Here is a 26,178-nt window from a genome sequence, read left to right as displayed (position 1 = left end):
ACTTAAGCGCGGTTTACGTTAAGCCCAGCGCCTCATCGACACCTAATACCAGATTGAGGTTTTGTACAGCGGCGCCGGACGCCCCCTTGCCGAGGTTGTCGAGCACGGCGACCAGGCGTGCCTGCTGCCCCAGTTCGTCGCCGAATACATGGATCAACAATTGATTAGTGTTATTGAGCATTTCCGGCTGCAACGATTTGGTCGCCTTCGACTCCTCGAGACTGGCGACGGTCACGAAGCGTTCCCCGGCATAGGCCGCTTCCAGGACTTCATGCAGTTTCGCCAGGTCCGGCTCGTCGGGTAACGCCCATAATTGCAGGGGCAATTCGACGATCATACCCTGAGCATAACGCCCGACCGCCGGCATAAACAACGGCGGCGATTCCAGCCCGCCGTAGAAGGTCATTTCCGGCAGGTGCTTGTGGTTCAGGTCGGTCTTGTAGATGCGATAATTGTCAGCCGTACCGCCGCCTTCGAATTCCGCGATCATCGACTTGCCGCCGCCGGAATAGCCGGACACGGCATTGCACGTCGTCGGCCAATAGGGCGGGACGAGGCCGGCTTCGGCCAGCGGCCGCATCAAGGCAATAAAGCCCGTGGCATAGCAACCTGGGTTGGTGATGCGCTTCGATTGCCGGATCGCGTCGCGCTGACCAGCGGTCATCTCGGCGAAACCATAGACCCAGTCTTCGTCGGTGCGGTGCGCCGTCGACGCATCGATAACCCGGACATCCTTATTTTCGATCAGGGCGACGGCTTCCCGCGCCGCATCGTCCGGCAGGCACAGGATGACCGCGTCGACGCTGTTGAGGGCTTCGCGACGAGCTTCCGTATCCTTGCGCTTGTCGTCGGGCAGACGGATCAGTTCGATATCGCTGCGGCCTTCCAACCGCTGACGTATCTGCAAACCCGTCGTGCCGACGTCGCCGTCGATGAAAACCTTGGACATGGACATTTCTCACAACCCAAAAGGGCCAAAAAAGGCAAAGAAAAAAGCGCTCCGGTTGCCCGAAGCGCTTTTCGCAGGATAGCAAAATCCGTGCGGATTAACGCTTCGAGAACTGGAAGGAACGACGGGCTTTCGCACGGCCATACTTCTTGCGTTCGACGACACGCGAGTCACGCGTCAGGAAGCCGGCAGCCTTCAGGGCCGGGCGCAGGCCGGGCTCATAATAGGTCAGGGCCTTCGACAGGGCGTGACGGATGGCGCCGGCTTGACCGGACAGGCCGGAACCGACAACCGTGACGAAGACGTCGAACTGCGACGCGCGGTCCGTCAGGTTGAGCGGCTGAGCGATCATCATGCGCAGGACCGGGCGGGCGAAATAGACTTCCTGGGTGCGGTCATTGATGACCCACTTGCCGGAACCCGGCTTGATCCAGACGCGGGCGATGGCGTTCTTGCGCTTGCCGGTGGCATAGGCGCGGCCGTACTTGTCGAGGATCTGAACGCGCTCGATCTTGGCTTCGGCGGGGTTCGACGACAGGGACGCGAGGGCTTCGAGACCTTGTGCGGGAGCTTGGATGTCGGACATGTTTAGACGCTCCGGGCGTTCTTGCGGTTCAGCGCCTTGAAGTCGACGACTTCCGGCTGCTGAGCCTCGTGGGGATGGGACGCACCGCTATAGAGGCGCAGATTGGTCATTTGGCCGCGAGCCAGCGGGCTTTCCTTCGGCATCATGCGTTCGACGGCCTTGGTCAGGACGCGTTCCGGATACTTGCCGTTCAGCAATTGGCCAAGCGTGCGTTGCTTGACGCCACCGGGGTGACCCGTGTGCCAATAGAAGATTTCGTTTTCTTTCTTGCCAGTCAGGTGCACCTTGTCGGCGTTGATCACGATGACATAGTCACCGGAATCGACGTGCGGGGTGTAGGTCGGCAGGTGCTTGCCGCGAAGACGCATGGCGATGAAGGAGGCGAGACGGCCAAGCACGGCGTCCTCGGCGTCGATCACGATCCACTTCTTCGCGACATCGGCGGGCTTCAAGGCCGCGGTGGTCGAAGTTAACATGTCAGAATTCCTTGATTGTCCGCCTAAACGGAGAAGAGGCGCGGATATACGGGAGGCATACCGTTATGTCAACGCTCGTGCGTACAAAAATATTCGCACACGGCTTTGTTTTTGTTGAAAAATTTGACTTAGGTATTAAATTACCGCAATTATTTTCACTTCTTTTTACGTCGGGTCCCATTGATGACCACGACAAGCACCGTAACGGCCGCCGCGATCGGGAAGGCCAGAACAATAAGATGCCAAACCGAAAAACTACCCATGACTTCCCCCTAAAATCCCGAACTTCTAAAAACGCGATCCGCCCGCGCCACCTTCCAGGTCAGGCTGGTAGCCAGGATAACCAGGCAAACCGCGACCAGTTGGTGCGTAAAGGCGAAGTGAATATTGACGACACTGATCAAGGTCGCAACACCTAAAGCCGCCTGGATGCAGACCAGAACGGCCGTAACCGCCGCAAGAGTCTTTATACCATCATCCTGACATTTGCGCACCAGGACGACCGCATAGGTAATGGCATAGATCAACAGGACATAGGCGTTGAGGCGGTGCATGAACTGCACCAGACCCTGGTCATGGAGGAAGCTGTAACCAACGCCTTTAGACCAATCGACCGGCGGAAAGAACTGACCGTTCATCATGGGGAAGTCGTTATAGACCAGGCCGGCACGGTTGCCGGCGACCAGGGCGCCCAGCAGGCATTGCAGCACCACGATACCCAAGAGTACACCGGTCGACGTCCTCCACGCAAAGGGCGCACCCCGCCCCCTGCCCTCGCCGTTATTGGCTTCCAGCCCGGTCCACACCGAGCCCATCAACAATAGCAACGCCATCGACAAATGGATCATCAGACGCTCAGGCGCCACCTCGACTCGCGTTGCCAAGCCGCTCGACACCATCCACCATCCGATAACGGCTTCACAGGCGATCAAACCGACCAGGACGCCGCAGCGCCAGATCAGTCGCGCCGGAATCTGCGACGCCAGCAGGAAGCCGACAAAGCCCAGGACGTAGATCGCGCCCAGCAAACGGGCCAACAGGCGGTGCGCCCACTCCCACCAGAAAATTCCCTTATACTGGCTGAGCGTCATATGCGCGTTCATGAGCTTATATTGCGGAATCTGCTTGTACTTGTCGAACGACTCCTGCCAGGCCGCGTCGCCGGCCGGCGGCAGGACTCCCGTCACAGGCTTCCATTCGGTGATCGACAGGCCCGACTCGGTCAGCCGCGTCGCGCCACCGACGCAGACCATGGCGACGACCAGCAAGGCCGCCACAAACAGCCAGGCCGCAACCATCGGGGATTTCAGGGGAAGTCGCACGTCAACGCCTCGCATACTCAATGACTTTGGCCTGATTCCACGCGCAAATCCTTGCTGTCGCCTTCAATTGACTGTAACAGATGGGGATGAAAGGCGCTTCGGCCGCGGTGATTTGCCCACAGCGAAGCGGCGATTTCAAGGCGTGGAATAAAAGAAAACTGTGCTCACATGACGGCTGAAAACTACATTCTCGCTACCCTGGCCGGGTTTCTCGTCGGCTGGATCGCCAACCTGATGACCAAGAGCAAGTTCAGCTTTCCGGTCAATCTGTTCGTGGCGATCTTCGGCGCCATCTTGCTTAACTTCTTTGTCCGCTCCGCCGAAATGCTCGACGATCACTTCTTTTCAACCCTGACCATATCATTGGTCGGCAGCATCGTCCTGTTGGGCCTGTTCCACCTCAGCCGCATTACCGAGCGTCGCTAGACATGGCCGAACCCGTCAAAGGCCTCAGCCTGCCGCAACGCCGCGCCATAACCTGTATCGGCATCCTGGTTTTTTTGGCCGTCTACGTCGTGATCGTGGCCAGTATCGCCGGCTTCCTGCACGGCGGCAAGATCACCGCTTTTATCTTTTACGCCTTGGCCGGGACCCTATGGGGCGTGCCGATCATCCCGCTGATTTCCTGGTCGGAAAACTACAAGAAAAAGAAGAAATGAGCGAAGACCCAGCCCCCACGGACATCAAGCCCCTGACCAAGACGCGGCTGGAAGCCTTCAGTGATGGCGTCGTCGCCATTATCATCACCATCATGGTGCTGGAATTGAAAGTGCCCGAAGGCGTGGAATGGCATGATCTCCGTGAAAGCATTCACGTATTTCTGCTCTACGCCTTCAGCTTCATCTATGTTGGCATCTACTGGAACAATCACCACCATCTGCTGCATGTCGTCAAATCGATCAATGGCGGCGTGCTGTGGGCCAATATGCACCTGCTGTTCTGGCTGTCCCTGGTACCGTTCACGACAAGATGGATGGGGGAAAGCTATCATGACGGCACATTGGCCCAGGTGCCCGTCGCCATCTACGGTCTCTCTCTCCTGATGCCCGGCATCGCCTATTCCATCCTGGTCCAGCTTCTTATCGCCGCCAATGGCCGCGACAGCCTGATCAAGAAGGCGATCGGCAATGATAGCAAGGGTATTATTTCGGTCGTTGTCTATGCCATTGGCATCGGCCTCACCTTCTGGTCGGCGTGGGCCGGCGTGGCCTGCTACCTGGCCGTCGCCCTCATGTGGCTTGTGCCGGACCGGCGCATCGAGCGTAGTTAGCCAATATTGCTGCCGTCGTCGTACGGCTTGTCCTTATCGGGAACGATCACGATCGGCCGGTCATCGTGCGTGCGCACGATCACCGTGTCGCTATGGCCGCGTGAAAAGGCGTGACGGACGCGGAAAACGATCCAGATAACGAAACCAGCAACCAACAGGACGGGAAACCACAAGGTGGCGATAAGGTCGGTCATGGGGTGACTCCTTTACGGTTATAGCTTCGAGAATAGGTATGCGACCATATGTTCTCAATGTGGATTAGCTTCCACACCCGCCTCCACATCCACCCCCGCAACCTGAGCTGCATCCGGATCCGCAGCCACTGTTGCCGGAACTGCCGCAGCCGGAACCGCAGGAACTACCGCCGTCTCCGCCCTTGCGTCCGCTCGGTTTGATCCAGCCCAGGGCACGAAACACGGCGCTAAGGAACATCCAGCCAACGATCAGTCCGATGAAACACAACACCATATGTTGGTCGACAAAGTGGAAGGCTTGCTGCGTCGTGCATGAAGCCAGCAACAACGGCCAGGCCAGGGCCAGGCATAAAAAAACCTGCCGCTTGGGCAGGATGATGTGGTCTGATGGATTGATGCGTTGAAAACGTACAGGCCGGGAGAACCGTGTGCGGTCGGCCGGCCATAAGGCCTCTGGTGGCGGTGCGCCGAACTCCTGTCGGTAAAGATCGAGCGTGTGCCGATAGGCGCCGAGATATTTGTCGGCTTCGGCCTGCCCGCCCTGGGTCGGGCCATGGTGGATCTTGCGCTTTAGGGTTTCGCCGCAAAAGCGATCCCAATAATCCTGCGTGTAGATGAGATGGAGATGCCAGACCTCGTCAATGACGTCGGACGGCGTCAACATGCGGTCCGCCACGCAAATGAGGTAGATAAACCTCTTATAGTCCGCGATCGCGGCTTTGGAAAAAGTGAGTGACCAACCGGTCTCGCGCGCCAACCTGCGGCTGAAGGGGAGCACCGCATCAGCGGCGTCCAGATCGTAGGCGTTTATGGCCTGCCAAAGGGCCAATTCAGATTTCACATAGTCTCCTCTTTGCTGTTTTCGTTGCTTGGAGGATACGACATTTCCATGACAGTTCGATGACAGCTCACAGCCGGCGGAACATCACATAGGCATCGACATAACGTTCGCGTTTATAATGGAAGGCGCCGGGCAAGGTGCCGACGATTTCGAAGCCGTTCTTCTGGCAGATCCGGATCGAAGCCTCGTTGGTGGCCACGACGAAATTGAGTTGGATAGCCTTGAAACCGAGCTCCCGCGCCTTCTCTATCGCAAAGTCGTTCAGTTGCCGGCCCAGTCCCTTGCCGCGCCAAGCATTGGCGATAATGACGCCGATATTGCCGATATGGCTACCCAAACCAGGTTTGTTGGCAACGATAAAGCGCGACGCCACCAACTCATCCCCGACATAGGCATTGTAAACATGAGCGCCCGGCGCGAACCATAGAGCCTTGGCCGCCTCTTTCGTCGTGTCGGCCGACCACGGATAGGTGTCCTCATCGGCGATGACATCGTGCAGTATTGGCCATATCTCATCAAAGGCATCGTCCGTAACCTCACGGATATCTAAGCGCATTCGAATTCCCACACCGTGTCACCGCCCTTCGGAAATGGCAGGTCGCGATCGTCCTCGACCAGCTGGAACCAGTCGAACAGGTCGATCGGTCGCTTGCCGGAGTCGCGCGCCAGATCGGTCAGTTCGCCCTGGTCGGTATTAAAGGTGAAAACGGCGATCAGCATGCTGAAAATCGCCCCGTCGTCGACGGGCGTATAGGTGACGGCGCCAGCCTTCATGGCGTCGAGATGGCCGAACTCGCCGTCATAGCCGTCGACCGTACCGTCAAACAGCATGGCTTCCTTGCCGCAGGTGACGCAGTTCAGTTTGACGCCGGAAAACTGGTCGTCGTGACGCTGGTCAAACACCTGGAATTCACGGGCTCCGCAGGTACAGGCCAGGGTGTAGCTGGAGAAAATATCGTCGGCATAGGCCGTCGCCATTTGGTGAACGGCGAATGGCCGCAGGCACCGCGGCGCCTCGTCGAAGTCGAATTCAGATGCCATCACTTCCCCCGCCGGTTCGTAAGCACATTGGGACTCAGTTGTAGCCGAGGCAAATCCGGGTATCAATGGCGGGATTGCATAGCAGCGGTCGGAGCGACAGGATTGACTTCACTTCGCTCCGTCGAACTCGGTATTAGCTCCGCAAATCCCTCGTTTCGAACCTCTACGGTTCGAAGCTTGACACTCGGATATTAAAGAAAAAAGGCGCCCCAAGAGGGACGCCTTTTTTCTTTAATGGTCGGAGCGACAGGATTCGAACCTGCGACCCCTTGACCCCCAGTCAAGTGCGCTACCAGGCTGCGCCACGCTCCGTCAAAAAAAGCTCTGTGTCGCCACAGAGAGACGCGGCTTATAGAGACGAAAATAAGCCTCCGCAATCCCCCAAGGCTGGTATTTCAAAGAATTTTCGGCGGCGATCTAATGATCGATGGCGTGTCGCTCCGAAAGGATTTTAGATTCGGAGCGATTTAGATTCGGAGTGACAAGGATTGCCCCTTCGACTGTCAAGTAAGGAGGTGCTCAACCTCCCTTTGGATTGCTTTCAATCCGGCCCCCAGCACGCCCGAAAACGCCTTATCGCCAAGTCAAAAGCCTCCCCTGACACCTTTAACCAGCGGATCCGCCACTATCAATTAAAGGTGCAATAATACCAAACAATCACACCCGCGAAGCAAAGATAAATCCATTCGGAGCGCCGACATCGCTGCAAAACGGTCGAGTCCACTCCGAATCCAGGTCAGACCTTGCCAACCCAAATACGACAAGGTCGCTCGGACGACCCATCTATACCTTGTATAAGCTCTTAGGAGAATTTTCCGCGATTGCTGCCGCGGCTGCCCTGACGGCCGATATGGCGCCCCAGGGTCTCTTGCGCTTCTTCCAGCGCCTTGGCGATATTGAGGAAGCTATCGCGCGTTTCCTGCGACAGATGCATGCCGCGATCCGGATCGCCGACGTCGCTGAAATCGAAGGCCGGTTGGCGTGCCTGGGGCTTGGCATCGCCCGGCATCTGTTCCGCCGGTACTAGGCCGGATTCAGTCAACAGGGCGCCCTCGCCTTCCGGCAGGTCGAGCAAGGCCTTCTGGCCGTGGTCCTTGAACAGTTTTTGTACGCCGCGGATCGTGTAACCACGGTCGTAGAGCAAGGCCTTGACGGCCGCCAGCAGCTCGATGTCCTGCGGGCGATAAAACCGCCGTCCACCGGCGCGTTTGGTTGGACGGATAAAGGGAAACTTGGTCTCCCAAAAGCGCAGCACATGTTGCTGAACGCCAATCGCTTCGGCGGTCTCGGAAATAGTACGTAAGGCGAGAGGGCCTTTGTTCACGTCTTACTCACCGGCTCCGGCGTCGACGCGGGCCTTCATGATTTGGGACGCACGAAAACTGATGACCTTGCGCGGGTCGATGGCAGCCGGCTTGCCCGTCTTAGGGTTACGGCCGACGCGCGCATTCTTTTCCCGGACCTGGAAGACGCCGAAGCCGGAAAGCTTGACCATTTCGCCGCGTTCCAGCGCGTCGACTACCATATCAAGCGTGCGTTCAACCAGGGCCGCGCATTCCTGCCGCGGCAGGCCCAGTTCATTATGAACGTCTTCAAAAAGTTCAGCACGTGTCAAGGTTTGCGATTTCATCCGTCTGCCCCGGTTTTTGAGATGTGGACAGCCTGCCGGAAACGTGCAGGCCCGCAAGGAGTCACATTGCCGCAAATTGTCGTTTGCGTCAAAGGCTTATGAGCAACTTTGAACAAAAAACTTGTGATGGGAGAATCGCAAGCGCTCTGCCCTTGCCGAAAGGCCTGCAGGCTTTTGGAGCTACAGACGAATCGCAGCCGCGCCCCAGGTCAGGCCGCCGCCCAGCGCCTCGATCAGCACCAGGTCGCCCGGCTTGACCCGGCCATCCTTGACGCCGGTATACCAGGCCAGCGGAATACTGGCCGCCGAGGTATTGGCGTGCTGAGCGACGGTCGAGATGACCTTGGCCTCGTCCAGTCCCAAGCGCTCGGCCACGCCGTTGAGGATCCGCTGATTGGCCTGATGCGGAATGAACCAGTCGATATCGGCAATCGTCAGGTTCGATTTTTTTACAGCGGCTTCAACGGCTTCCGAGATCTTCTGCACGGCATGCTTGAAGACCTGATTGCCGACCATCTTGATCTTGCCGATGCGGTTGTCGTCCTCGAAGGTGCCACCGCTGACATAGAGCAGGTCGACCTTGGAGCCGTCGCAGCGCAGATCGAACCCGAGGATGCCACGGTCCGCCTTGGTGCCTTCGCCCTCGGCCGGCTCCAGTACGACCGCGCCGGCGCCGTCGCCGAACAGGATGCAGGTGCCGCGGTCGCTATAGTCGAGCAGTTGCGTCATAGCTTCAGCGCCAATGACCAGGACACATTTCGCCAGGCCGCGCGCGACAAATCCGTCGGCGACGCTGAGGGCATAGACAAAGCCCGAACACACCGCCTGGACGTCGAAGGCCGGACAGGTCGGCGCCCCCAGCTTGTGCTGGACGATCGAAGCGGTTGACGGGAAGGGCATGTCGGGCGTGGTGGTCGCGACAATGACCATGTCGACGTCGGAGGCCGATTTGCCGGCGGCTTCCAGCGCGATTTTCGCCGCCGCGACCGCCATGTCCGACGTCTTCATACCGGGATCGATACGATGCCTTTGACGTATGCCGGTACGTTCGACGATCCATGCGTCGGAGGTATCCACCATCCGGGTGAAGTCTTCATTGCTGACGATCTGTTCGGGCAGGAAACCGCCTACCCCCGTGACCGCCGATCTCAACACACGCATGCGCCTAGTTTACCTTGTTGCCCGCCATGGCCAAATCCGCTTTGGCCGGTGAGACTTTCATGTCTGTTGTCGTTGAAGCCGCGGCAAGAGCCTCGGCCTTGGCGAAGCTCTGCGAAATCTGTGCCAGGGATTGGGCGATGTCGCGCTCATAGTCGCTTGTGGCCAGGGACACCCCAACACGGATGGCGTTGGAGAAGGAGCGCGCATCGGCACTGCCGTGGCTTTTGATAACAATGCCCTTCAGTCCCAATAAGGGACCGCCATTGCCCGTGCCGGGGTCGATACGCCGCGCCATGGCCTTCAGGGCTGGTGCGGCCAGCATGGCGCCCAACATGGCCAGGGGCGACGACTTCAGGGCCGCCTTCATCAGGTCCTTGATAAACCGCGCCGTACCTTCAGCGGTTTTCAACGCCACATTACCGGTAAAACCATCGGTCACCACGACATCGACCGTGCCTTCGCACAGGTCGGTGCCTTCAACAAAGCCGTGGTAGTTGAGACCCAACGTATTAGTCTTCAGCAAGGCATGAGCCTCGCGTACGTCGTCGTGCCCCTTGACGTCCTCGGAGCCGATATTGAGCAGGCCGATGGTCGGCGAAGCCACCCCGCGCACAGCGCGGTGGAAGGCGGCGCCCATCAGGGCAAATTCGATCAGTTGATGGGCGTCCGATGTCACATTGGCGCCGACATCGAGGACGGTACCAAAGCCCTTCTTGTTGGGCCACGAACAACCGATGGCCGGCCGTTCCAGATCGTCGGTCATCATTTTGAGAATCATCTTCGACAGCGCCATCAGCGCGCCGGTATTGCCGGCCGAAATAACGGCGCGAGCCTCGCCCGACTTGACGGCGTGGATGGCGTTGGCCAGGCTGGTATTGCGGCGGCGAATGGCCTGAGCCGGCTTTTCGTCCATGGCGACGCATTGGTCGGTGTGGATGACGACCGAGCGAGCTTTCAAGGCCGGAAGTCGCGCCAGTTCGGCGTTAATGCGCTCGCCGTCACCATGCAACTGAAAGAAAAGATGAGGACTTTCGGCCAACAACAGGGCCGCGCCACACACGGTCACGGACGGGCCGTGATCGCCGCCCATGGCGTCGATGGCGATCACCACAGCGCCTTCGGGGGCATTGGTTTTGGGTCGAGGTTCGGATGATGTCGGCACGGACTCGGATGACCTCATTTAAGCTTCGGGACTCGCACTGGAGGCGCTCGCTGCCCCCCGTGCAGGCGCGAAAACAAGCCGGGGACGATAGCGAGACTTTATAACTATGCAAGCTTTATTGCGCCGCACCCTGTCCACGTCCGTGCTACTCATCGCGTTTCAACTTTGCCAAAATCGCGAAAGGCGACGGTTCCGGCTCTGTTTCGGGTTCTTCAAAGACAGCGCCCGGCTTGCGCGCAAATGGATCGTAAGCGTCACCCAGAGCCTCGATAACATATTGGCCCAGGTCGATCTGGCCATTTTCGACGATATCGGGCTCGTCGAGATCGTCCAGGGTGAATTCATGCGCACCAACTTCGGCAACCTCGGTGGTGACCCGAGCCTTTTCGATGCAATCTATGTCCAGTTCGCCCGAAATCGGGTGACTGAAAAGTTCCAGCGATACGCCGCACTCCTGCGTCACCTCGCCTTCCAGCGTCAGGCGGACATGCACCATCGGCTTATCATAGGTCGCGGAGCGCGTGGTGATACGAGCCGTCAGGGCATCGAGCGAGGCCATGCCAAATCCCTTGGCGATGATCGCGCGGCGGGCTTCGTCCGCGGTCAAGGTGATATCGAGGCCCTTCAGCGCTTGATCGAAGCGGACCTTGTGTTCCCACAGGCCTTCGTCCTTTTGGCGGGCATCTTTTTGCTGTTCGTCCATGATTGTCTTCCCGCTTACGCTTGTACGCTTATAAGGTCGGCTGAGTCCGGCGCCGTTTCAAGGGCGGCCGGCTGCGGCCACGCAACATCGCCGCGCAACAGGCTATCTGTATCGAGGGCGTCGTGCGCTTGCTGGACGTAGACGGCGAAGGCATCCGCCCGGCGCGCGACATCATCCTGCAAAATCTTGCCGTCAACATCGTCCTCGCCATCGCCATAGGCCGAACCGGCAAAAATCGTCCGCGCCGCATAGTCGGCCTGCTCCGCTAAAAGGGCCCCGTCACGCCACATGTCGTCCCAGCGTTTCATGCGCGTATAGACGATAATACCCAGGCGCTTCATCTTCTTCGGCACGGTCAGGTCGCCGGTGCCCTGTTCGCGCAGAGCGCTGTCGAGCGCCAGTAAAAAGGCGTCGAACAAATTTTGTGAGGTATCGAGCCCCTGTTCGTGGCGAGAATCGTCGACCGGGAGGGATTTCAAGCGCGTCACAACCATGATGACGTGCAGGGTCAGCAGTTCGAAGCGAGCGCCGATGGCATCCTCGACACCATAGTCAAGATAGAAGGCCGGCAACCTCGCCTGGCCCACGCACGACGCATACAGTTTCGCCCCCGTCAGCTTGACGGGCCTCGGCTTGAACAGGGATTTGAGAGAGGCGAGTAGCGTCGGCATGCCTGCTTCCTTGCCGTGCACGAGACCGCGAAATGAGACACGGAGGCGTATGACGGTAGGGTAAAAATTTCACTATCCAAAGCCATTATTCGGCCTTAAGCTTGCCCTAAGCCTTATTTTCTTATAGGTCAAATACGTTTCGTACCCTGACAGGATATTCATGCTCTTGCGTCCGCTACCCCTGAAGACTTCCGTGGCCCTGGTTGCCGCCACCAGCGCGATGCTGCTGGGTTCGGCTTGCGCACCGACCATGACGCACCATGGCTACCTGGCCACCGACGCCAAGCCGGCGACCGACATTAAGGTCGGCGATACCCAGGAAACCGTCATCGATAAACTGGGCGCACCTTCGCAGACCTCCGTCTACGATGCTCAGGAATGGTACTATATCGACCAGGTGTCGATGAAGATGACCTACAAGCAGCCGCACGTCACGGCGCGCAGCGTCACGATCGTCGATTTTAACAAGGCCGACAACACGGTCTCCAAGATCCAGACGCTCAGCCTGGCCGACGGCCGCGCCTTGACACCCAACCCGAACAAGACGCCGACCCGGGGCCGTTCGCTGACAGCTTTGGAACAGGTTCTTGGCACGGTCGGCCGTCAGCGCATCAACAACGATCAGGACAGCAATCCCGGCAACAATCGCCGCCGCGAATAAAAGCCAGCTCGTTTTCCAGTTTGCAAAGCCCGTGAAGCCTTTGGTTTCACGGGCTTTTTCATACCCGCAAGCGAAAACACATTTGTCGGACCATTAGTCTGGAAACCGCCCTGCAATTGTCCTACATTATAGGCTAAATCATCCGACAAATAACAAACAGGGATATTCCGTCATGAAGTTTTCGCGCCGCGCCTTCCTTTCGCCTGGCAGCCGGACTGACTGTCTTTGCGCTGCGGCCGGCGGATTTGGCCTGAGCGCCGAAGCGACCGAGACCAAGATGGCGATACCGTCGATATGATCTTTGACAGGGGATCGCGCCTGGAGCCGCTCAATTCAGCGCATCCTGAGGTCGTGGCGCTGATCACCGGCCCGGTGGTCCTGTTCCCCGTCGGCGACGCATGGACCATCAAGGCCAGCGACCGCGAGGTCAGGCTGACGCCTTTCGCCGCCATCCACGACGAGACCTACCGGTTGTACAGCGTGGTGAAGGCATAACGATGAAAGCCCCGCGTCTGTGACGCGGGGCTTTCTCTTTTAGCACTTAAGCTGAGCTTAGCCTTGATGGGCCAGAACCGCCAACATGAGCAAGGCCACGATATTGGTGATCTTGATCATCGGATTAACGGCCGGACCAGCCGTGTCCTTGTAAGGATCGCCGACCGTATCGCCCGTCACCGAAGCCTTGTGCGCTTCGGAGCCCTTCATGTGCTTGACGCCATCCTTGTCGACAAAACCGTCTTCAAAGGATTTCTTGGCATTGTCCCACGCGCCGCCGCCCGAGGTCATCGAGATAGCGACGAAAATGCCCGTAACGATAACGCCCAACAGCATGGCGCCAACGGCTTCGAAGGCGGGAACCGCGTCGGTGCCACCATTCGCCTTGTTGACGAAGTAGACGACGGCAAACAGGACGACCGGCGACAGGACTGGCAGAAGCGACGGCACGATCATTTCGCGAATGGCCGCCTTGGTCAGCATGTCGACGGCACGGCCATAGTTCGGCTTGGAGGTGCCGGCCATGATGCCCGGATCTTCGCGGAACTGCTTACGCACTTCCTCGACAACGGCTTGTGCTGCGCGGCCGACGGCCGTCATGCCCATGCCACCGAACAGATACGGCAGCAGGCCGCCGATCAGCAGGCCGACGACAACCCACGGGCTCGACAGCGAGAAGGTCAGATTGCCGAGGCCGGCGAAAATGCCCTTCGCATCCGGAAGACCCGAGAAGTACTTCAGGTCGGACGTATAGGCGGCGAACAGAACCAGGGCGCCGAGACCGGCCGAACCGATGGCATAGCCCTTGGTGACGGCCTTGGTGGTGTTGCCGACCGCATCGAGCGCATCCGTGGTGTGGCGCACTTCCGGCGGCAGACCGGCCATTTCGGCGATGCCACCGGCGTTGTCGGTGACGGGACCGAAAGCGTCGAGCGCAACGATCATCCCAGCCAGAGCCAGCATCGTGGTGGTGGCGATGGCGATACCGAACAGGCCAGCCAGCAGGTAACAGGCAATGATGCCAACGCAAATGATCAGCGCCGGAATGGCTGTCGATTCCATCGAGACCGCGAGGCCCTGGATGACATTGGTGCCATGACCGGTAACTGAGGCTTGGGCGATCGAGACAACGGGGCGCTTGCCGGTGGCGGTGTAGTATTCGGTGACGACGATGAAACCAGCCGTGACGGCCAGGCCAACCAGGCCGCAATAGAACAGCGTCATGCCGTTAAAGGCATGCGGCGCACCGGCATAGTTGATCGAGGTGTCGAAGCCAACGAACTGATAGATAACGGCCGCCACGGCGGCAATCGACAGGACGCCCGTCACGATCAAGCCCTTATAAAGGGCATTCATGATGTTATTGTCCTTGCCGAGGGTGACAAAGAAGGTGCCGATGATCGAGGTGAAGATACAGGCGCCGCAGATGGCCAGCGGCAACAGCATCATGGTCTTGGCCACGGCCGGGTCACTGCCGAAGAAGATCGACGCCAGAACCATGGTAGCGACCGTGGTCACCGCATAGGTTTCGAACAGGTCGGCCGCCATACCGGCGCAATCACCGACATTATCGCCGACATTGTCAGCGATGGTGGCGGGGTTACGGGGGTCATCTTCGGGGATACCGGCTTCAACCTTGCCGACCATGTCGCCGCCGACGTCCGCACCCTTGGTGAAGATGCCGCCGCCGAGACGGGCGAAGATCGAGATCAAGCTGGCACCGAAGCCCAACGACACCAAGCCGTTGATCAGCTCACGGCTGTCCGGGCCGAACTTCATGGCTTCGGTCAGAAAGGCATAATAGCCCGCCACGCCCAGAAGTGCGCCACCGGCCACGAACAGGCCGGTAATGGCGCCGGCATTGAAGGCCAGCTTCAGGCCCTTGGCCAGGCTTTCCGACGCGGCTTGCGCGGTACGCACATTGGCGCGCACTGAAATCAGCATGCCGGCATAACCGGCGGCACCCGAAAGCACCGAGCCGATCAGGAAGCCGATAGCCGCCCAGATGCCAAGGAAGACATAGGCCAGGACGACGATGACCACGCCGACCATGGCGATGGTGGTGTATTGACGTTTCAGATAGGCCGCGGCCCCTTCCTGAATAGCGGCGGCAATTTCGCGCATGCGCTCATTGCCGGCGTTCGCCTTCATCAGGCTCATGGTCTGGACGATGCCATACAAAAGCCCGACAATGCCGGCCCCAATGGCCAGCACCAAAGCAATATTCATTTGTAACCCCTGTATTGTTGATCTTTGGGAGCGTCATGTCGCCGCTCCGGTTTGAGGGATCAAAAAAGACAGCCACGGCGACTTGAGTAAATCGCGAAGAAAGTAAAAACTTTTCAGCCGCTTATTTTGATTGGGCCGGAGAGTGCCAAAAGTCGCCCTTAAGTTCAAGGTCTGAAAACGCCCAAGGCCATTATAATCAAGGCGACAGCGCGCCGATTATTGTGCGGCGCACGCGCCACAATAATCTTCGTCTATAAATACAGGCATTTACTGCAAATGCGGTGCGGTAAAAGCAGGCCTAGCTAAGATGACGCTTTGGGCTCTGTGACAGAATGTCTATCGATTTAATGGCTCCGGCCCCGGTGATCTTGCTCCACTCGACCGTCATCACAGCCTTGAATCGCTGTTCGTCGAGCAAATCACTATGATCGGGCTGGCCAAACGACACCGAATGCGAGACACGCACCAGGACGTCGCGGAAATAAGGTTCCATGTCGCGAATTTTGTTCTCATTGGCCTTGGCCGTGAGATTAATGCGAATGCTAAGGAATAGGTAGTTGACGACCTGGTTTCCCGACATGACCGGAATACCGACGGTGGCCAATTTCACCGACGGATCGGCGGCGTTGGCCTTTTCCTCGGCGGACACCGGCACGGTGGAACCAGCGGCGATCGCCGCGAGCGAAAAGAGAAGGACGCGCTTGTTCAACATGCGCGTCACTGTGCCTAATAAAACTTAATAAGCCCTGCACGGGTTCCAACACGGCGATGCCCGGTAGTGGCGGTAATAGCCGCGATGGCGGTAGCGATTGCGCTCTTCGTCATAGGTGGCGTCACGATAGTCGTCGCGGCGGGCATAGTAGCCTTCCACGCGATAGCCGCGGTCCATGCCGTTCAGCTGGCGCATCTGGCCGGCTTCATAACCTTCGGCGTAACCCTGGCGATAACCGCTGTCGTCATCATCATCCTGATAGGCGTTATTGTAATAGCCGTTCTGATAGCCGTTATCGTAACTGGAATAGCCGTAACGGCGACCGCAGTCATCGTCATCACCGGCCGCGCCGCCAATGACAGCGCCGACAACAGCACCCGGAGGTCCGGCGACTGCGCCACCGACGACCGCACCAGTAATGGCCCCGCCGGCGGCATCACCGTCATTATCGTCGTCGCCGGCCGAACTGCCGACGACGGCACCGACAACCGCGCCTGGCGGACCGGCGACGGCGCCACCGACCACGGCACCCGTTATAGCGCCACCAGCGGCATCGCCGTCATCATAGCGGTCATAACGCCCGCAACCGTCGTTGGCCGCGGCCGGCATGGCCAAGGCCAATGCGCAGCCTGACACGGCCGCAAGGCTTATCCAATAAGCAGTTTTCATGACGGTTGCCTCCTCAGCAAGGACTTTGAAGCCCAAAGCTTAGGAGCGACCACCGGTATCGGCAATTTCTCCCGGCGGTGGAATTAACCAATTAACTATAAGTTTTCGGCAAAGGAAAAAGGCCTCCTGGCGAACCAGAAGGCCTCATAGAATTCACCCAGACAACAGGTCTTAGCGGTGACCGTAGGCGTTACCGCGACCATTGTGTCCACGGCCGCGACCTTCATGCCAGTGACCGTCGCGATCGCGCCAGCCTTCGCGGGCGTCGTGCCAATAGCCGCGGTCGTCGCGCCAGCCATTAGGGTTATTGTCGTCATTGCGCCAGGCATCGCCATAACCATATGGCGGCGGCGAGGTATGGTGATAACGATCGTAATAGACCTGGCTATAATAATCCTGCGACGGGCGGCTCTTATAATAGACGACCGTATAGCCGGAGGGCGCCGGCGCCGGGTCGTAATACGAACCCTGGTAGGAATAGTATTCGCCATTATAGCATTTGACGCTGCTCTTACCGGCCTGATTGCCGATGACGCCGCCAATGACAGCGCCGCCAACAGTCCCTAGACCGCGTTCATTCTTTGAAACCTGGCTGCCCAAAAGGCCGCCGATAACGGCGCCAATGACGGTGCCGTTGCGCTGGGCGTCTCTCTTTTTGGCATAGCAGTAGCCGTCATATTGGCGCAGATCGCGGTCCTGCGCGGCCGCCAGGCTCGGCGCAGTCAGGGCAATCGCCACGCCGGCAACCAGGCCCAGCTTCAGGGATGTGAATCTTTTCATCAGAATGCTCCTCAGTAGCTTCTTGCAGAAGCAACCGGGAACCGGGCTTCTGCCTACCTGAGTTGGTGTGAAGCATAACTATGGAAAGTACAATTTGCCGAAGCGGCGGAAAGATGCCGTTATTTGTAAGAATCCGACAAGCAGGTTTCAGTCGTAGTTGTCTTACAGAGGATGACTGTACCCCTTGGTCGCGACATCTATACGGCGATTGTCCGCCCACAGTTCCGCGCCGGCATGTGTATCCTCCGACGTGCCCAGGCACATGCCGATATCGTAGAAGCCCGCCATGACCAAAGCCCGGGCGCCGGCATCATCGGCCGTACAGAGGATTTGGTAATCGTCGCCGCCCGTGACCAGTTCGACCGGTGACAGGCCCGCCGCTATGGCCGCGCGCGCCGCCAAAGACGTCGGGACCTTGTTGAGGTCCAGGCGGATCATCAAATTATTGGCGCGCGCCAGGTGGTCGGCATCGCCCAAAAGCCCATCCGATACATCCATAGCAGCACAGGCATATTGCCGTACGGCCGGCGCCAGGTCGGCGCGGATCTCCGGCAAGTGATAGGAGCTGATGACGTCATTGATATCTTCGTGCGACAAGCCAGGCAGGTTGCCCTGCAGGGCGCGCAGGCCGAGATACGCCTGGCCGATATAGCCGCTGATCAGGACGCGATGGCCCGGCCTGGCGCCCAACCGCGACAGGACCTTACCCGCCGGCGAGCGACCGAAAATGGTCATGGAAAAGACCATCGGACCATAGGTCGACACCGTGTCGCCACCAAACAGCGACAAATTGAAACGGTCCTGCTCGGTGCGCAGGCCACGGACGAAATCGGCCTTTTCGGAATAGGCCGTGCCGTGCGGCCACACCGTCACGAGTTGATAGCCATAGGGTACAGCGCCCTTGGCGATGATGTCGGACAGGTTGACACGCATCAGCTTGCGCGCCACCAGGTCGAGCGGATCGTGTTCGAAGAAGTGTATGCCGGCCACGACCGCATCCGTGCTGATGACCAGATCATGGGCATCGTCACCGGGAATAACGGCGACATCGTCGTTCAGCCCCCTCGCCTCGCGACTAAGACCAGCCAGGGGCTTGAACAATTGATCGATAATGGAAAACTCGTCGTGCTCGCTCATCGGGCCTCACCACGCCAATGGAACTGGTGTTTTACACGCGTTTGGAGAAAAGACGATAAAAGAAGTCGTGAGCGGACGCTACTTGCGCACGTCTTTCGCCACGCCATCCAAAGCCCCATTGACGAAACGCGCCTCCGTCTCGCCGAAAAAGGCGCGGGCGATCTCGACATATTCGTTGATGATGACCTCCAGGCCGATGTCGGGCCGGAATTTCAGTTCCCAGGCGCCGGCTCGCAGGATGGCGCGCAGGGTGGTGTCGAGACGTTCGATCCGCCAGCCCGACGCCAGGCGATTGATGATGAGCGGATCGATAACGCCTTGTTCGGCAACAATGGCGCGCGCGCCCTCGGCAAAAAAGGCTTCATCTGCCTCGGCGAGCGGTTCGCCTTCCAGGTCACCGTCGAAACGATAGTCGCTGAACTCGCGGATAACCGTTTCGACACCGGTGCCAGTCAATTCCATCTGGTACAGTGCCTGGACCAGGACAAGACGCGCCACGGTACGGGCACGCTTTTCCTTAGTCGAAAGACCTTTGGCGGCTGGCGCCTGGGCGTTGAGATGGTCCATGACCGCCTTCAGGCTGGTCGGCTTGGGAGACTCGGTCATTGGCTGCCGTCCATCAAGGTCTTGCGCAGCGCAATTTGGCTCAGGCAGACCTTGGCTACTGTGCCGCCCTTGTCACCTTCGGAGCGCTTGGCGCGCGTCCAGGCCTGATCCTCGTCCTCGACAGTCAGGATGCCGTAGCCGATGGCGAGGCGCTGGGTATAGGACAGTTCCATCAGGCCGCGCGCGGATTCCTGGCAGACATAGTCGTAGTGGGTGGTATCGCCGCGAATAACGCAGCCGAGCGCGACATAGCCGTCATAGGCGCGGCCCATCGGCCGGTGGCCGGCGTCTTCGGCAAAGGCGATGGCGGCCGGGATCTCAAAGGCGCCCGGGACGGTGACGATATCGTATTCGGCGCCGAGCGCCGACAGGGCGTCCTTGGCCCCAGCCAGCAATTCGTCGGCGATATCGTCGTAAAAGCGGCTTTCGACGATCAGGATGCGCAGGGGTGATTCTAGGGTCAAAGCCTTCGTTCCTTAAGACAGGTTCTTCCAGTCGATGATGGACAGGCCGTAGCCTTCCAGCGCCGCCGGTTTCGGACGCGTTCCGCTGAGCGCTATCATGTCACGTACCCCGAGGTCCAACAGGATTTGCGCTCCAACGCCATAATCGCGGAGGCCGCGCGGCGCCGCAGCGCCGGGATCGTCGTCGCTGAAGCGCGTCGACAGGACTTTCGGATCGGGATCACGCAGCAGGACCATGACGGCAGGGCCATCGTGGTCGGCCAGGACCTGCATAGCCTTTTCGATATAATGGCTGCGGGTCCCCGCCCCGGTTCCGCCCAAAACATCCGAAGCGATGTCCAATTGATGCATGCGGACCAGGGTCGGTTTGTTGGGTGATGGCTGTTGCTTGGCGAGCGCCAGGTGTTCAGCGCCGTCCAGCTTGTTGCGATAGACGAATAGGCGGAACTGCCCGCCCCATTCGCTGTCGAACGGCCGTTCCAGTACGCGTTCGACGAAGCGCTCGGTACGGCGGCGATAGGCGATCAGGTCGGCGATGGTGCCGATTTTCATGCCGTGGGTCTGGGCAAAGACGATCAGGTCCGGCAAACGCGCCATGGTGCCGTCGTCATTGATGATTTCACAGATCACGCCGGCGGGATAAAGACCGGCCATGCGCGAGATATCGACGGCGGCCTCGGTGTGGCCAGCGCGAACCAGCACCCCACCGTCGCGCGCTACCAACGGAAAGACGTGGCCCGGCGAGACGATATCGTGGCTATCCTTGGTCGGATCGATGGCGACGGCGATGGTATGGGCGCGGTCCTTCGGCGAAATACCAGTCGAAATGCCGTCCTTGGCCTCGATCGAGACGGTGAAGGCAGTGCCGTTGCGGGCGCCGTTGTCATGCACCATCGGCGGTAGGCGCAAGGTTTTGGCGCGCTCCGGCGTGATCGACAAACAAACCAGGCCGCGGGCGAAGCGCGCCATGAAGTTGATGATGTCGGGCGTCGCCATCTGGGCCGGAATGACGACATCGCCTTCGTTTTCACGGTCCTCGGCATCGACGAGAATATAGGGACGGCCGTTGCGGGCGTCTTCGAGGATGTCCTCGATGGAGGAAATCGGCGATTCCAGGTCGTTATTGATACTGTGCAGGGTCATGACGCCACTTTAAGCTTTTGAGACTCGGTTTCAAACCATCTGGCGGCATAGCGCGCCAGCCGGTCAACCTCAAGGTTGACGAACGAACCGACGCGGGTTTGTGACAAGGTGGTGTGTTCCCAGGTATGGGGGATGATGTTGACACCGAAGACGCGGTCATCGACCTCGTTGATGGTCAATGAAATACCATCGAGCGCAACGGAACCCTTTGGCGCGATAAAACGGTGCAGCGGATCGGGGACGCGAAAACGCAGGCGGCGCGACTCGCCGTCACTGTGAATGCTGAGCAGTTCGGCGACACCATCGACATGGCCGGACACGATGTGACCACCCAGCTCGTCGCCGACCTTCAGGGCGCGTTCGAGATTGACCTGGGTGCCGACTTGCCAGGTGCCGAGATTGGTCAGGCTAAGCGTTTCGTTGGAAACGTCGAGGCGATAGGTATCTCCGTCCTTGGCCACCACGGTCAGGCAGCAGCCGGCGTGGCTGATCGAGGCGCCAAGCTCGAGGTCGGACAGGTCGAAAGCGACTTGCATGGTCAAATGCTGGCCCGCCGGCGAAGTGTCGATGGCCTTGACGGTGCCAAGGTGTGAAATAATGCCCGTAAACACGTTAGACCTCAGATAGTTCGTAGGATTCCCACAGATCGTCGCCGACAGTCTGAACGCCCAGCCGCGTAAAACGAAACATTTGCGCCAGATGGTCGATATTGAGATGGCCGATGACTGGCCGTGCGTCTCCGCCCAAGATAGTGGGGGCGCGGAACCATTCAAGGCGGTCGACATAGCCGGCGCGCAGGAAGGCCGTCGCGACGACACCGCCGCCCTCAACAAACAAACGTTCTATGCCGACCTTGCGGAGCGCTTCCAGCGCCGCATCGAGATCGACCCGTTGATGTTTCGACGGCACCTTGATCGCTTTGACGCCGGCAGCCTGCATTTCGCCACTGATGTCCGCCGTCGTCACGACATAGGTCGGAATGACCCGCGCCGTCTGGGCCATCTTGGAATTCAGCGGCAGGCGTGCCTTGGAATCGAGCACGACCCGGGTCGGCTGATAGCCTTCATAGCCGTGCAGGCGAACGGTCAGCTCGGGATCGTCCTTCAGGGCCGTCTCGATGCCGACCAGGACAGCGTCGTGGGCGCCGCGCAGTTCATGGACGCAGCGGCGCGATTCCTCTCCGGTGATCCAACGGCTCTCACCCGAGGCCGTGGCGATCTTGCCATCGAGCGTCGTCGCGAGCTTTAGGGTAATAAGAGGACGCGCCACTATTCCGGACCCCGGCTTGGGGTTCGGCAAGCGCGACCGCGCGTCCGAGCCTCTGCGAGGTATCCCTTACGAAAAAAGCTTAGCTTCAAATGTACTTTCATTTGAAGCTAAGCGTCATCGCTGGGGGAAATGTCTTGTTCACCCAGGCCGCGCTTGATCTCGGACGGATCGTCGATCGTGTCATTGCTCAGCCCCTCATCCGACAGGAAGCTGGCGAAATCCGAGGTTTCACGGAAGTCGCGATAGACCGAGGCATAACGAACATAGGCGACGATATCGAGTGAACGCAAGGCCTTCATGACCAGTTCGCCGATGGCTTCGGACGGGATGTCGGTCTCGCCCATGCTCTCTAACTGACGGACGATGCCCGACACCATGCGGTCGATACGGTCCTGATCGATCGGCCGTTTGCGCAAGGCAATCGATACCGAACGCTCCAGCTTGCTGCGGTCGAACGGCGTGCGCCGGCCGGACCGCTTCACCACCATCAGGTCGCGTAATTGCACGCGTTCGAAGGTGGTGAAGCGGCCGCCGCATTCAGAGCACGACCGGCGCCGCCGGATAGCGGCCCCGTCCTCGGAAGGACGGGAATCCTTGACCTGGGTCTCGAGATTTCCGCAGAAGGGACAGCGCATATATGGCTTTCTGGCAGGACTTTTGGGCTATCAGCTATAGATAGGGAATTGTTCGGTCAGTTGCTTGACGGAAGCGCGTACTTTTTCCTGGACGGCCAGATCGGGCTCACCGCTATTCGACGCCATACCGTCGACGACGTCGGCGATCAGGTTGCCGATCTTGGCGAACTCAGCTTCGGTAAAGCCGCGCGTCGTGCCGGCCGGGGTGCCGAGACGAACGCCCGAGGTGATGGTGAACGGCTGGGTATCGTAAGGAATGCCGTTCTTGTTGCAGGTGATGAAGGCGGCTTCCAGCGCGGCTTCGGTGCCCTTGCCGGTCTGGCCCTTGGGGCGCAGATCGACCGACATGACGTGGCTGTCCGTGCCACCAGTGACGATGGCCAAGCCTCGCTCGATCAGGGTGTTGGACAGAACCTGGGCATTGGCGACAACCTGACGCGCGTAAGCCTTGAACTCAGGCTGCAGGGCTTCGCCGAAGGCGACGGCCTTGGCGGCGATGACGTGCATCAAGGGGCCGCCTTGCAGGCCCGGGAAGACGGCCGAATTGATCTTCTTGCCCAAAGTCTCGTCATTACTGAGGATCATGCCGCCGCGCGGACCGCGCAGGGTCTTGTGGGTCGTGGTGGTGACGACGTGGGCGTGCGGCAGCGGGTCGGGATAGACGCCGCCGGCGACCAGGCCGGCATAGTGGGCCATGTCGACGAAGAGATAGGCGCCGACCGAATCGGCGATCTCACGGAAGCGGGCAAAGTCGATGCGGCGCGAATAGTTGGAGGCGCCGGCAATGATCAGCTTCGGCTTGTGCTCGGCAGCCAGGGCCGCGACCTGGTCCATGTCGATGACATTGGTGTCGAGGGTCACGCCGTAGGGCACGACCTTAAACCACTTGCCCGACTGGTTGGCGGGCGAACCATGAGTCAGGTGACCGCCGCAGGCCAGGTCCATACCCATATAGGTGTCGCCGGGCTGCAGAAGGCTGAAGAAGACCGCCTGGTTGGCCTGGGCGCCGGAGTGCGGTTGGACATTGGCGAAGGCGCAGTTGAACAGGCTCTTGGCGCGCTCGATGGCGAGACGCTCTACGTCATCGACATATTCGCAGCCGCCGTAATAACGCCGGCCAGGATAGCCTTCGGCATATTTATTGGTCAGGACCGAACCTTGCGCTTCCAGCACGGCCTTGGAGACGATGTTTTCCGAGGCGATCAGTTCGATCTGGTCCTGCTGACGATGGAGTTCGCCCTGGATGGCCTTCAGGACTTCGGTGTCCGACGCTGCCAGATCGTTGTGAAAATAGCCCTGGGGGATGAATGATCCGGCGTTCGCGGGTGCGTTCACGTGGCAAATCCTGTTTTTGGAAAGGGATGGGAATGGAGGAGCGTTTACGCCTAAGGCAGGTGCGAGGCAAGGGTTTTGACAACAAACGCACGGTTCACATCGGCAATTGGCCTAAACGATCAGGCCGCCCTTGCCCGGCGCCGGCTTCGTCCCGGTCAGCTTATTGCGCAGCTTGAGAACCGCGAGGCGTTTGACGCCTTCGGGGTCGTTGAGCGGTCCGATGGCCACGGCCTCCTCGCCGGAGACCGAATCGGTCGCCGTGCATTTGAGATAGGCGCCGTTGCGCTGGAGTTCGAGATAGACGTCAGCCATGGCTCTATTATGCCGTGACTCGTGGCCTATGCCAATTCACGATCCGAAATCGAAAACGCATTGCCGTCGGGGTCGGCGCCATCGCAAAAGGTCACCTGAGGCGAGGTCCATATCTTGCCCATGACGGCGCCGCGGGATTCCAACGTCGCCTTCATCGCCGTGACATCGGTGGCGTAAAAAGCCAGTTTGGGACTGCGGCCGGGCTTGGCGGCGGCACCTTCGTGCAGGGCGATGATACAGCCGCCAGCGCGGAATTCCCGCCAACCCTTTTCCTGGGCGATCAACTCAAGTGCCAGTACATCGCGATAAAACGCGGTCATGATGTCTAAGCGGCGGGTGAAATAGATAATGCGCGCTACGACCAGCGCCACAGCGTCAGGCCACCGCCGGCAGGCGCGCCACATTGCACATGGTCCACAGCCTGTCCATCGAATCGACCAGATGATCCATCATCTCGTCGGTGTGGTCCGGCGACGGGGTGAAGCGCAGGCGTTCGGTGCCTTTCGGCACGGTCGGATAGTTGATCGGCTGGACATAGATGCCGAAGTCGTTGAGCAGCATGTCCGAGACCATTTTGCAGTGGACGGCATTGCCGACCAGGACCGGAACGATGTGCGATACCGATGGGAATGTGGCGATGCCGACGGCGCGCAGGCGCTTCATCAGGGTCGCGGCACGTTCCTGATGGGCAATGCGCTTTTCGTTGTGTTCCTTCAACCAGCGCACGCTGGCGGCGGCGCCCGCCATGACGGCAGGCGGCAAGGAGGTGGTGAAGATGAAGCCCGAGGCCCACAGGCGAATGGCGTCGACCATGGCCGATGTGCCGGCAATATAGCCGCCCATCATGCCGTAAGCCTTGCCCAATGTGCCTTCGATAATGTCGATCTGGTCCATGACGCCGTCGCGTTCGGCGACGCCGGCGCCGCGCGGGCCATAGAGGCCGACAGCATGGACTTCGTCGATATAGGTCAGGCACCCGTACTTCTTAGCCAGGGCGATGGTGCCGGCGATATCGGCAACGTCGCCGTCCATCGAATAGACGGATTCGAAGGCGATCAGCTTGGGGGCATTGGCCGGCGCCGCCTTCAGCAAGGATTCGAGGTGTTCGAGATCGTTGTGACGGAAGATGTGGCGGGCGCCACCGCCATTGCGGATACCGGCGATCATCGAGGCGTGGTTGAAGGCATCGGAAAAGATGATCAGGCCGGGCAGTATCTTATACAGGGTCGTCAGGGTCGCTTCATTGGCGACATAGCCCGAGGTGAAGACAAGCGCCGCCTGCTTGTGGTGCAGGTCGGCCAGTTCGGCTTCCAGGGCATTGTGATAATAGGTCGTGCCGGAAATGTTGCGCGTGCCGCCGGAGCCGGAGCCAACCTCGTCGATCGCCTTGTGCATGGCATCCAGCACGACCGGATTTTGCCCCTGACCGAGATAGTCGTTCGAGCACCAGACGGTGACGTCCTGCTCGCTGCCGTCTTCGCGAATCCAGGTGGCGCGTGGAAACTGGCCGGCGTGGCGCTTCAGATTGGCGAACACGCGGTAGCGGCCCTCGGCTCGCACCTGGTCGACAGCAGCCTCAAACGCGGCATTATAATCCATAGATCAAACTCCAGCACCGCTTCGGGCGGCACATCTTGCACTCGCGAAATAACCCCGGACGGCGTTACAAACAAGCCATGTCCGGCTTAAAATTTCGTCATCCTGTCGTCTTTGAACAGTTTGTGG

General features: G+C 59.4%; 34 protein-coding genes and 1 tRNA gene. 5 read left to right on the top strand and 30 right to left on the bottom strand.

The window, feature by feature from the left end; genetic code table 11:
* Positions 1-13: 13 nt before the first annotated feature.
* From argC to AC1DX3_RS00725, 4 genes are all read right to left on the bottom strand, one after another.
* Positions 14-949, bottom strand: a complete 936-nt coding sequence (gene argC, locus AC1DX3_RS00740) for an N-acetyl-gamma-glutamyl-phosphate reductase (protein WP_476987316.1) — start codon at positions 947-949, stop codon at positions 14-16.
* Between the two features lie 97 nt (positions 950-1,046).
* Positions 1,047-1,535, bottom strand: a complete 489-nt coding sequence (gene rpsI, locus AC1DX3_RS00735; protein WP_476987315.1) for a 30S ribosomal protein S9 — start codon at positions 1,533-1,535, stop codon at positions 1,047-1,049.
* 2 nt (positions 1,536-1,537) lie between these two features.
* A complete protein-coding gene (gene rplM / locus AC1DX3_RS00730) occupies positions 1,538-2,011 on the bottom strand; it encodes a 50S ribosomal protein L13 (protein WP_476987314.1) in 474 nt (157 codons plus the stop codon).
* Positions 2,012-2,283: 272 nt separating this feature from the next.
* Positions 2,284-3,348: a COX15/CtaA family protein gene (locus AC1DX3_RS00725; RefSeq protein ID WP_476987313.1), complete on the bottom strand. Its 1,065-nt coding sequence runs from the start codon at positions 3,346-3,348 to the stop codon at positions 2,284-2,286.
* Positions 3,349-3,501: 153 nt separating this feature from the next.
* Between AC1DX3_RS00725 and AC1DX3_RS00720 the strand changes: the two genes are divergently transcribed.
* The 3 genes from AC1DX3_RS00720 to AC1DX3_RS00710 are packed head-to-tail and all read left to right on the top strand — an operon-like array spanning position 3,502 to position 4,603.
* Complete coding sequence (locus tag AC1DX3_RS00720) at positions 3,502-3,759, top strand: transglycosylase (protein ID WP_476987312.1); 258 nt, start codon at positions 3,502-3,504, stop codon at positions 3,757-3,759.
* Positions 3,760-3,761: 2 nt separating this feature from the next.
* On the top strand, positions 3,762-3,992 hold the full coding sequence (locus AC1DX3_RS00715) for a DUF2842 domain-containing protein (protein ID WP_476987311.1): 231 nt from the start codon (positions 3,762-3,764) through the stop codon (positions 3,990-3,992).
* Positions 3,989-4,603 (top strand): TMEM175 family protein, encoded by a 615-nt coding sequence (locus AC1DX3_RS00710; RefSeq protein ID WP_476987310.1) that lies wholly within the window; start codon positions 3,989-3,991, stop codon positions 4,601-4,603. The genes AC1DX3_RS00715 and AC1DX3_RS00710 overlap by 4 nt, the downstream gene beginning before the upstream one ends.
* On the opposite strand, the gene AC1DX3_RS00705 is transcribed toward AC1DX3_RS00710, so the two are convergent.
* The 11 genes from AC1DX3_RS00705 to AC1DX3_RS00655 all read right to left on the bottom strand — a co-directional run bounded on the left by AC1DX3_RS00705 (position 4,600) and on the right by AC1DX3_RS00655 (position 12,006).
* On the bottom strand, positions 4,600-4,797 hold the full coding sequence (locus AC1DX3_RS00705) for a hypothetical protein (RefSeq protein WP_476987309.1): 198 nt from the start codon (positions 4,795-4,797) through the stop codon (positions 4,600-4,602). The genes AC1DX3_RS00710 and AC1DX3_RS00705 overlap by 4 nt on opposite strands.
* A 64-nt stretch (positions 4,798-4,861) precedes the next feature.
* The gene (locus tag AC1DX3_RS00700) at positions 4,862-5,638 is read right to left on the bottom strand and encodes a glycine-rich domain-containing protein (protein ID WP_476987308.1); all 777 of its coding nucleotides are present in this window, start codon (positions 5,636-5,638) and stop codon (positions 4,862-4,864) included.
* Positions 5,639-5,705: 67 nt separating this feature from the next.
* A complete protein-coding gene (locus AC1DX3_RS00695; RefSeq protein ID WP_476987307.1) occupies positions 5,706-6,194 on the bottom strand; it encodes an N-acetyltransferase family protein in 489 nt (162 codons plus the stop codon).
* Positions 6,185-6,679: a hypothetical protein gene (locus AC1DX3_RS00690; protein WP_476987306.1), complete on the bottom strand. Its 495-nt coding sequence runs from the start codon at positions 6,677-6,679 to the stop codon at positions 6,185-6,187. The genes AC1DX3_RS00695 and AC1DX3_RS00690 overlap by 10 nt, the downstream gene beginning before the upstream one ends.
* Before the next feature lie 235 nt (positions 6,680-6,914).
* Positions 6,915-6,991: transfer RNA gene (locus AC1DX3_RS00685), tRNA-Pro, on the bottom strand.
* 490 nt (positions 6,992-7,481) lie between these two features.
* A complete protein-coding gene (locus AC1DX3_RS00680; RefSeq protein ID WP_476987305.1) occupies positions 7,482-8,003 on the bottom strand; it encodes a MerR family transcriptional regulator in 522 nt (173 codons plus the stop codon).
* Between the two features lie 3 nt (positions 8,004-8,006).
* Positions 8,007-8,309: an integration host factor subunit alpha gene (locus AC1DX3_RS00675; protein ID WP_476987304.1), complete on the bottom strand. Its 303-nt coding sequence runs from the start codon at positions 8,307-8,309 to the stop codon at positions 8,007-8,009.
* A 180-nt stretch (positions 8,310-8,489) separates the two neighbouring features.
* The gene (locus AC1DX3_RS00670) at positions 8,490-9,470 is read right to left on the bottom strand and encodes a beta-ketoacyl-ACP synthase III (RefSeq protein ID WP_476987303.1); all 981 of its coding nucleotides are present in this window, start codon (positions 9,468-9,470) and stop codon (positions 8,490-8,492) included.
* A gap of 4 nt (positions 9,471-9,474) precedes the next feature.
* Complete coding sequence (gene plsX / locus AC1DX3_RS00665; RefSeq protein ID WP_476987302.1) at positions 9,475-10,650, bottom strand: phosphate acyltransferase PlsX; 1,176 nt, start codon at positions 10,648-10,650, stop codon at positions 9,475-9,477.
* Positions 10,651-10,777: 127 nt separating this feature from the next.
* Complete coding sequence (locus AC1DX3_RS00660; RefSeq protein ID WP_476987301.1) at positions 10,778-11,335, bottom strand: YceD family protein; 558 nt, start codon at positions 11,333-11,335, stop codon at positions 10,778-10,780.
* A 14-nt stretch (positions 11,336-11,349) separates the two neighbouring features.
* Entirely contained in the window at positions 11,350-12,006 is a 657-nt protein-coding gene (locus AC1DX3_RS00655; protein ID WP_476987300.1) for a ubiquinol-cytochrome C chaperone family protein, read from the bottom strand.
* Between the two features lie 193 nt (positions 12,007-12,199).
* On the opposite strand from AC1DX3_RS00655, the gene AC1DX3_RS00650 reads away from it, so the two are divergent.
* On the top strand, positions 12,200-12,667 hold the full coding sequence (locus AC1DX3_RS00650) for an outer membrane protein assembly factor BamE (RefSeq protein ID WP_476987299.1): 468 nt from the start codon (positions 12,200-12,202) through the stop codon (positions 12,665-12,667).
* A gap of 294 nt (positions 12,668-12,961) precedes the next feature.
* Positions 12,962-13,162 (top strand): hypothetical protein, encoded by a 201-nt coding sequence (locus AC1DX3_RS00645; protein WP_476987298.1) that lies wholly within the window; start codon positions 12,962-12,964, stop codon positions 13,160-13,162.
* 57 nt (positions 13,163-13,219) lie between these two features.
* Here the strand turns inward: AC1DX3_RS00645 and AC1DX3_RS00640 are convergent, their stop codons facing one another.
* The 15 genes from AC1DX3_RS00640 to hemA all read right to left on the bottom strand — a co-directional run bounded on the left by AC1DX3_RS00640 (position 13,220) and on the right by hemA (position 26,052).
* Positions 13,220-15,391 (bottom strand): sodium-translocating pyrophosphatase, encoded by a 2,172-nt coding sequence (locus AC1DX3_RS00640; RefSeq protein WP_476987297.1) that lies wholly within the window; start codon positions 15,389-15,391, stop codon positions 13,220-13,222.
* A 298-nt stretch (positions 15,392-15,689) separates the two neighbouring features.
* Positions 15,690-16,103 (bottom strand): hypothetical protein, encoded by a 414-nt coding sequence (locus tag AC1DX3_RS00635; protein ID WP_476987296.1) that lies wholly within the window; start codon positions 16,101-16,103, stop codon positions 15,690-15,692.
* Between the two features lie 24 nt (positions 16,104-16,127).
* Positions 16,128-16,772, bottom strand: coding sequence for a hypothetical protein (locus AC1DX3_RS00630; RefSeq protein ID WP_476987295.1), 645 nt, complete (start codon positions 16,770-16,772; stop codon positions 16,128-16,130).
* A 171-nt stretch (positions 16,773-16,943) separates the two neighbouring features.
* Positions 16,944-17,552: a glycine zipper 2TM domain-containing protein gene (locus AC1DX3_RS00625; RefSeq protein ID WP_476987294.1), complete on the bottom strand. Its 609-nt coding sequence runs from the start codon at positions 17,550-17,552 to the stop codon at positions 16,944-16,946.
* Positions 17,553-17,714: 162 nt separating this feature from the next.
* On the bottom strand, positions 17,715-18,689 hold the full coding sequence (gene thiL / locus AC1DX3_RS00620) for a thiamine-phosphate kinase (RefSeq protein WP_476987293.1): 975 nt from the start codon (positions 18,687-18,689) through the stop codon (positions 17,715-17,717).
* A gap of 78 nt (positions 18,690-18,767) precedes the next feature.
* On the bottom strand, positions 18,768-19,295 hold the full coding sequence (gene nusB, locus AC1DX3_RS00615; protein WP_476987292.1) for a transcription antitermination factor NusB: 528 nt from the start codon (positions 19,293-19,295) through the stop codon (positions 18,768-18,770).
* Positions 19,292-19,759 carry a 6,7-dimethyl-8-ribityllumazine synthase gene (gene ribH, locus AC1DX3_RS00610; RefSeq protein WP_476987291.1) on the bottom strand — a complete coding sequence of 156 codons (468 nt, stop codon included), beginning with the start codon at positions 19,757-19,759 and terminating at the stop codon, positions 19,292-19,294. The genes nusB and ribH overlap by 4 nt, the downstream gene beginning before the upstream one ends.
* A 12-nt stretch (positions 19,760-19,771) precedes the next feature.
* The gene (gene ribB, locus AC1DX3_RS00605; RefSeq protein WP_476987290.1) at positions 19,772-20,902 is read right to left on the bottom strand and encodes a 3,4-dihydroxy-2-butanone-4-phosphate synthase; all 1,131 of its coding nucleotides are present in this window, start codon (positions 20,900-20,902) and stop codon (positions 19,772-19,774) included.
* A complete protein-coding gene (locus tag AC1DX3_RS00600; RefSeq protein WP_476987289.1) occupies positions 20,899-21,513 on the bottom strand; it encodes a riboflavin synthase in 615 nt (204 codons plus the stop codon). Before AC1DX3_RS00600 ends, ribB begins: the two co-directional genes overlap by 4 nt.
* A 1-nt stretch (position 21,514) precedes the next feature.
* Positions 21,515-22,171, bottom strand: a complete 657-nt coding sequence (locus AC1DX3_RS00595; protein ID WP_476987288.1) for a RibD family protein — start codon at positions 22,169-22,171, stop codon at positions 21,515-21,517.
* Between the two features lie 107 nt (positions 22,172-22,278).
* Positions 22,279-22,806, bottom strand: a complete 528-nt coding sequence (gene nrdR, locus AC1DX3_RS00590; RefSeq protein WP_476987287.1) for a transcriptional regulator NrdR — start codon at positions 22,804-22,806, stop codon at positions 22,279-22,281.
* 30 nt (positions 22,807-22,836) lie between these two features.
* Positions 22,837-24,141, bottom strand: a complete 1,305-nt coding sequence (gene glyA, locus AC1DX3_RS00585; protein WP_476987286.1) for a serine hydroxymethyltransferase — start codon at positions 24,139-24,141, stop codon at positions 22,837-22,839.
* Positions 24,142-24,252: 111 nt separating this feature from the next.
* On the bottom strand, positions 24,253-24,453 hold the full coding sequence (locus AC1DX3_RS00580) for a DUF6898 family protein (RefSeq protein ID WP_476987285.1): 201 nt from the start codon (positions 24,451-24,453) through the stop codon (positions 24,253-24,255).
* 26 nt (positions 24,454-24,479) lie between these two features.
* The gene (locus AC1DX3_RS00575) at positions 24,480-24,824 is read right to left on the bottom strand and encodes a VOC family protein (protein ID WP_476987284.1); all 345 of its coding nucleotides are present in this window, start codon (positions 24,822-24,824) and stop codon (positions 24,480-24,482) included.
* A gap of 4 nt (positions 24,825-24,828) precedes the next feature.
* A complete protein-coding gene (hemA, locus tag AC1DX3_RS00570; RefSeq protein ID WP_476987283.1) occupies positions 24,829-26,052 on the bottom strand; it encodes a 5-aminolevulinate synthase in 1,224 nt (407 codons plus the stop codon).
* Positions 26,053-26,178: the final 126 nt, after the last annotated feature.

It is taken from the genome of Asticcacaulis sp. P2_B1, from assembly GCF_056404915.1.
The sequence above is the reverse complement of the archived record's forward strand: the minus strand, read 5'-3'. Positions and strand labels throughout refer to the sequence as shown.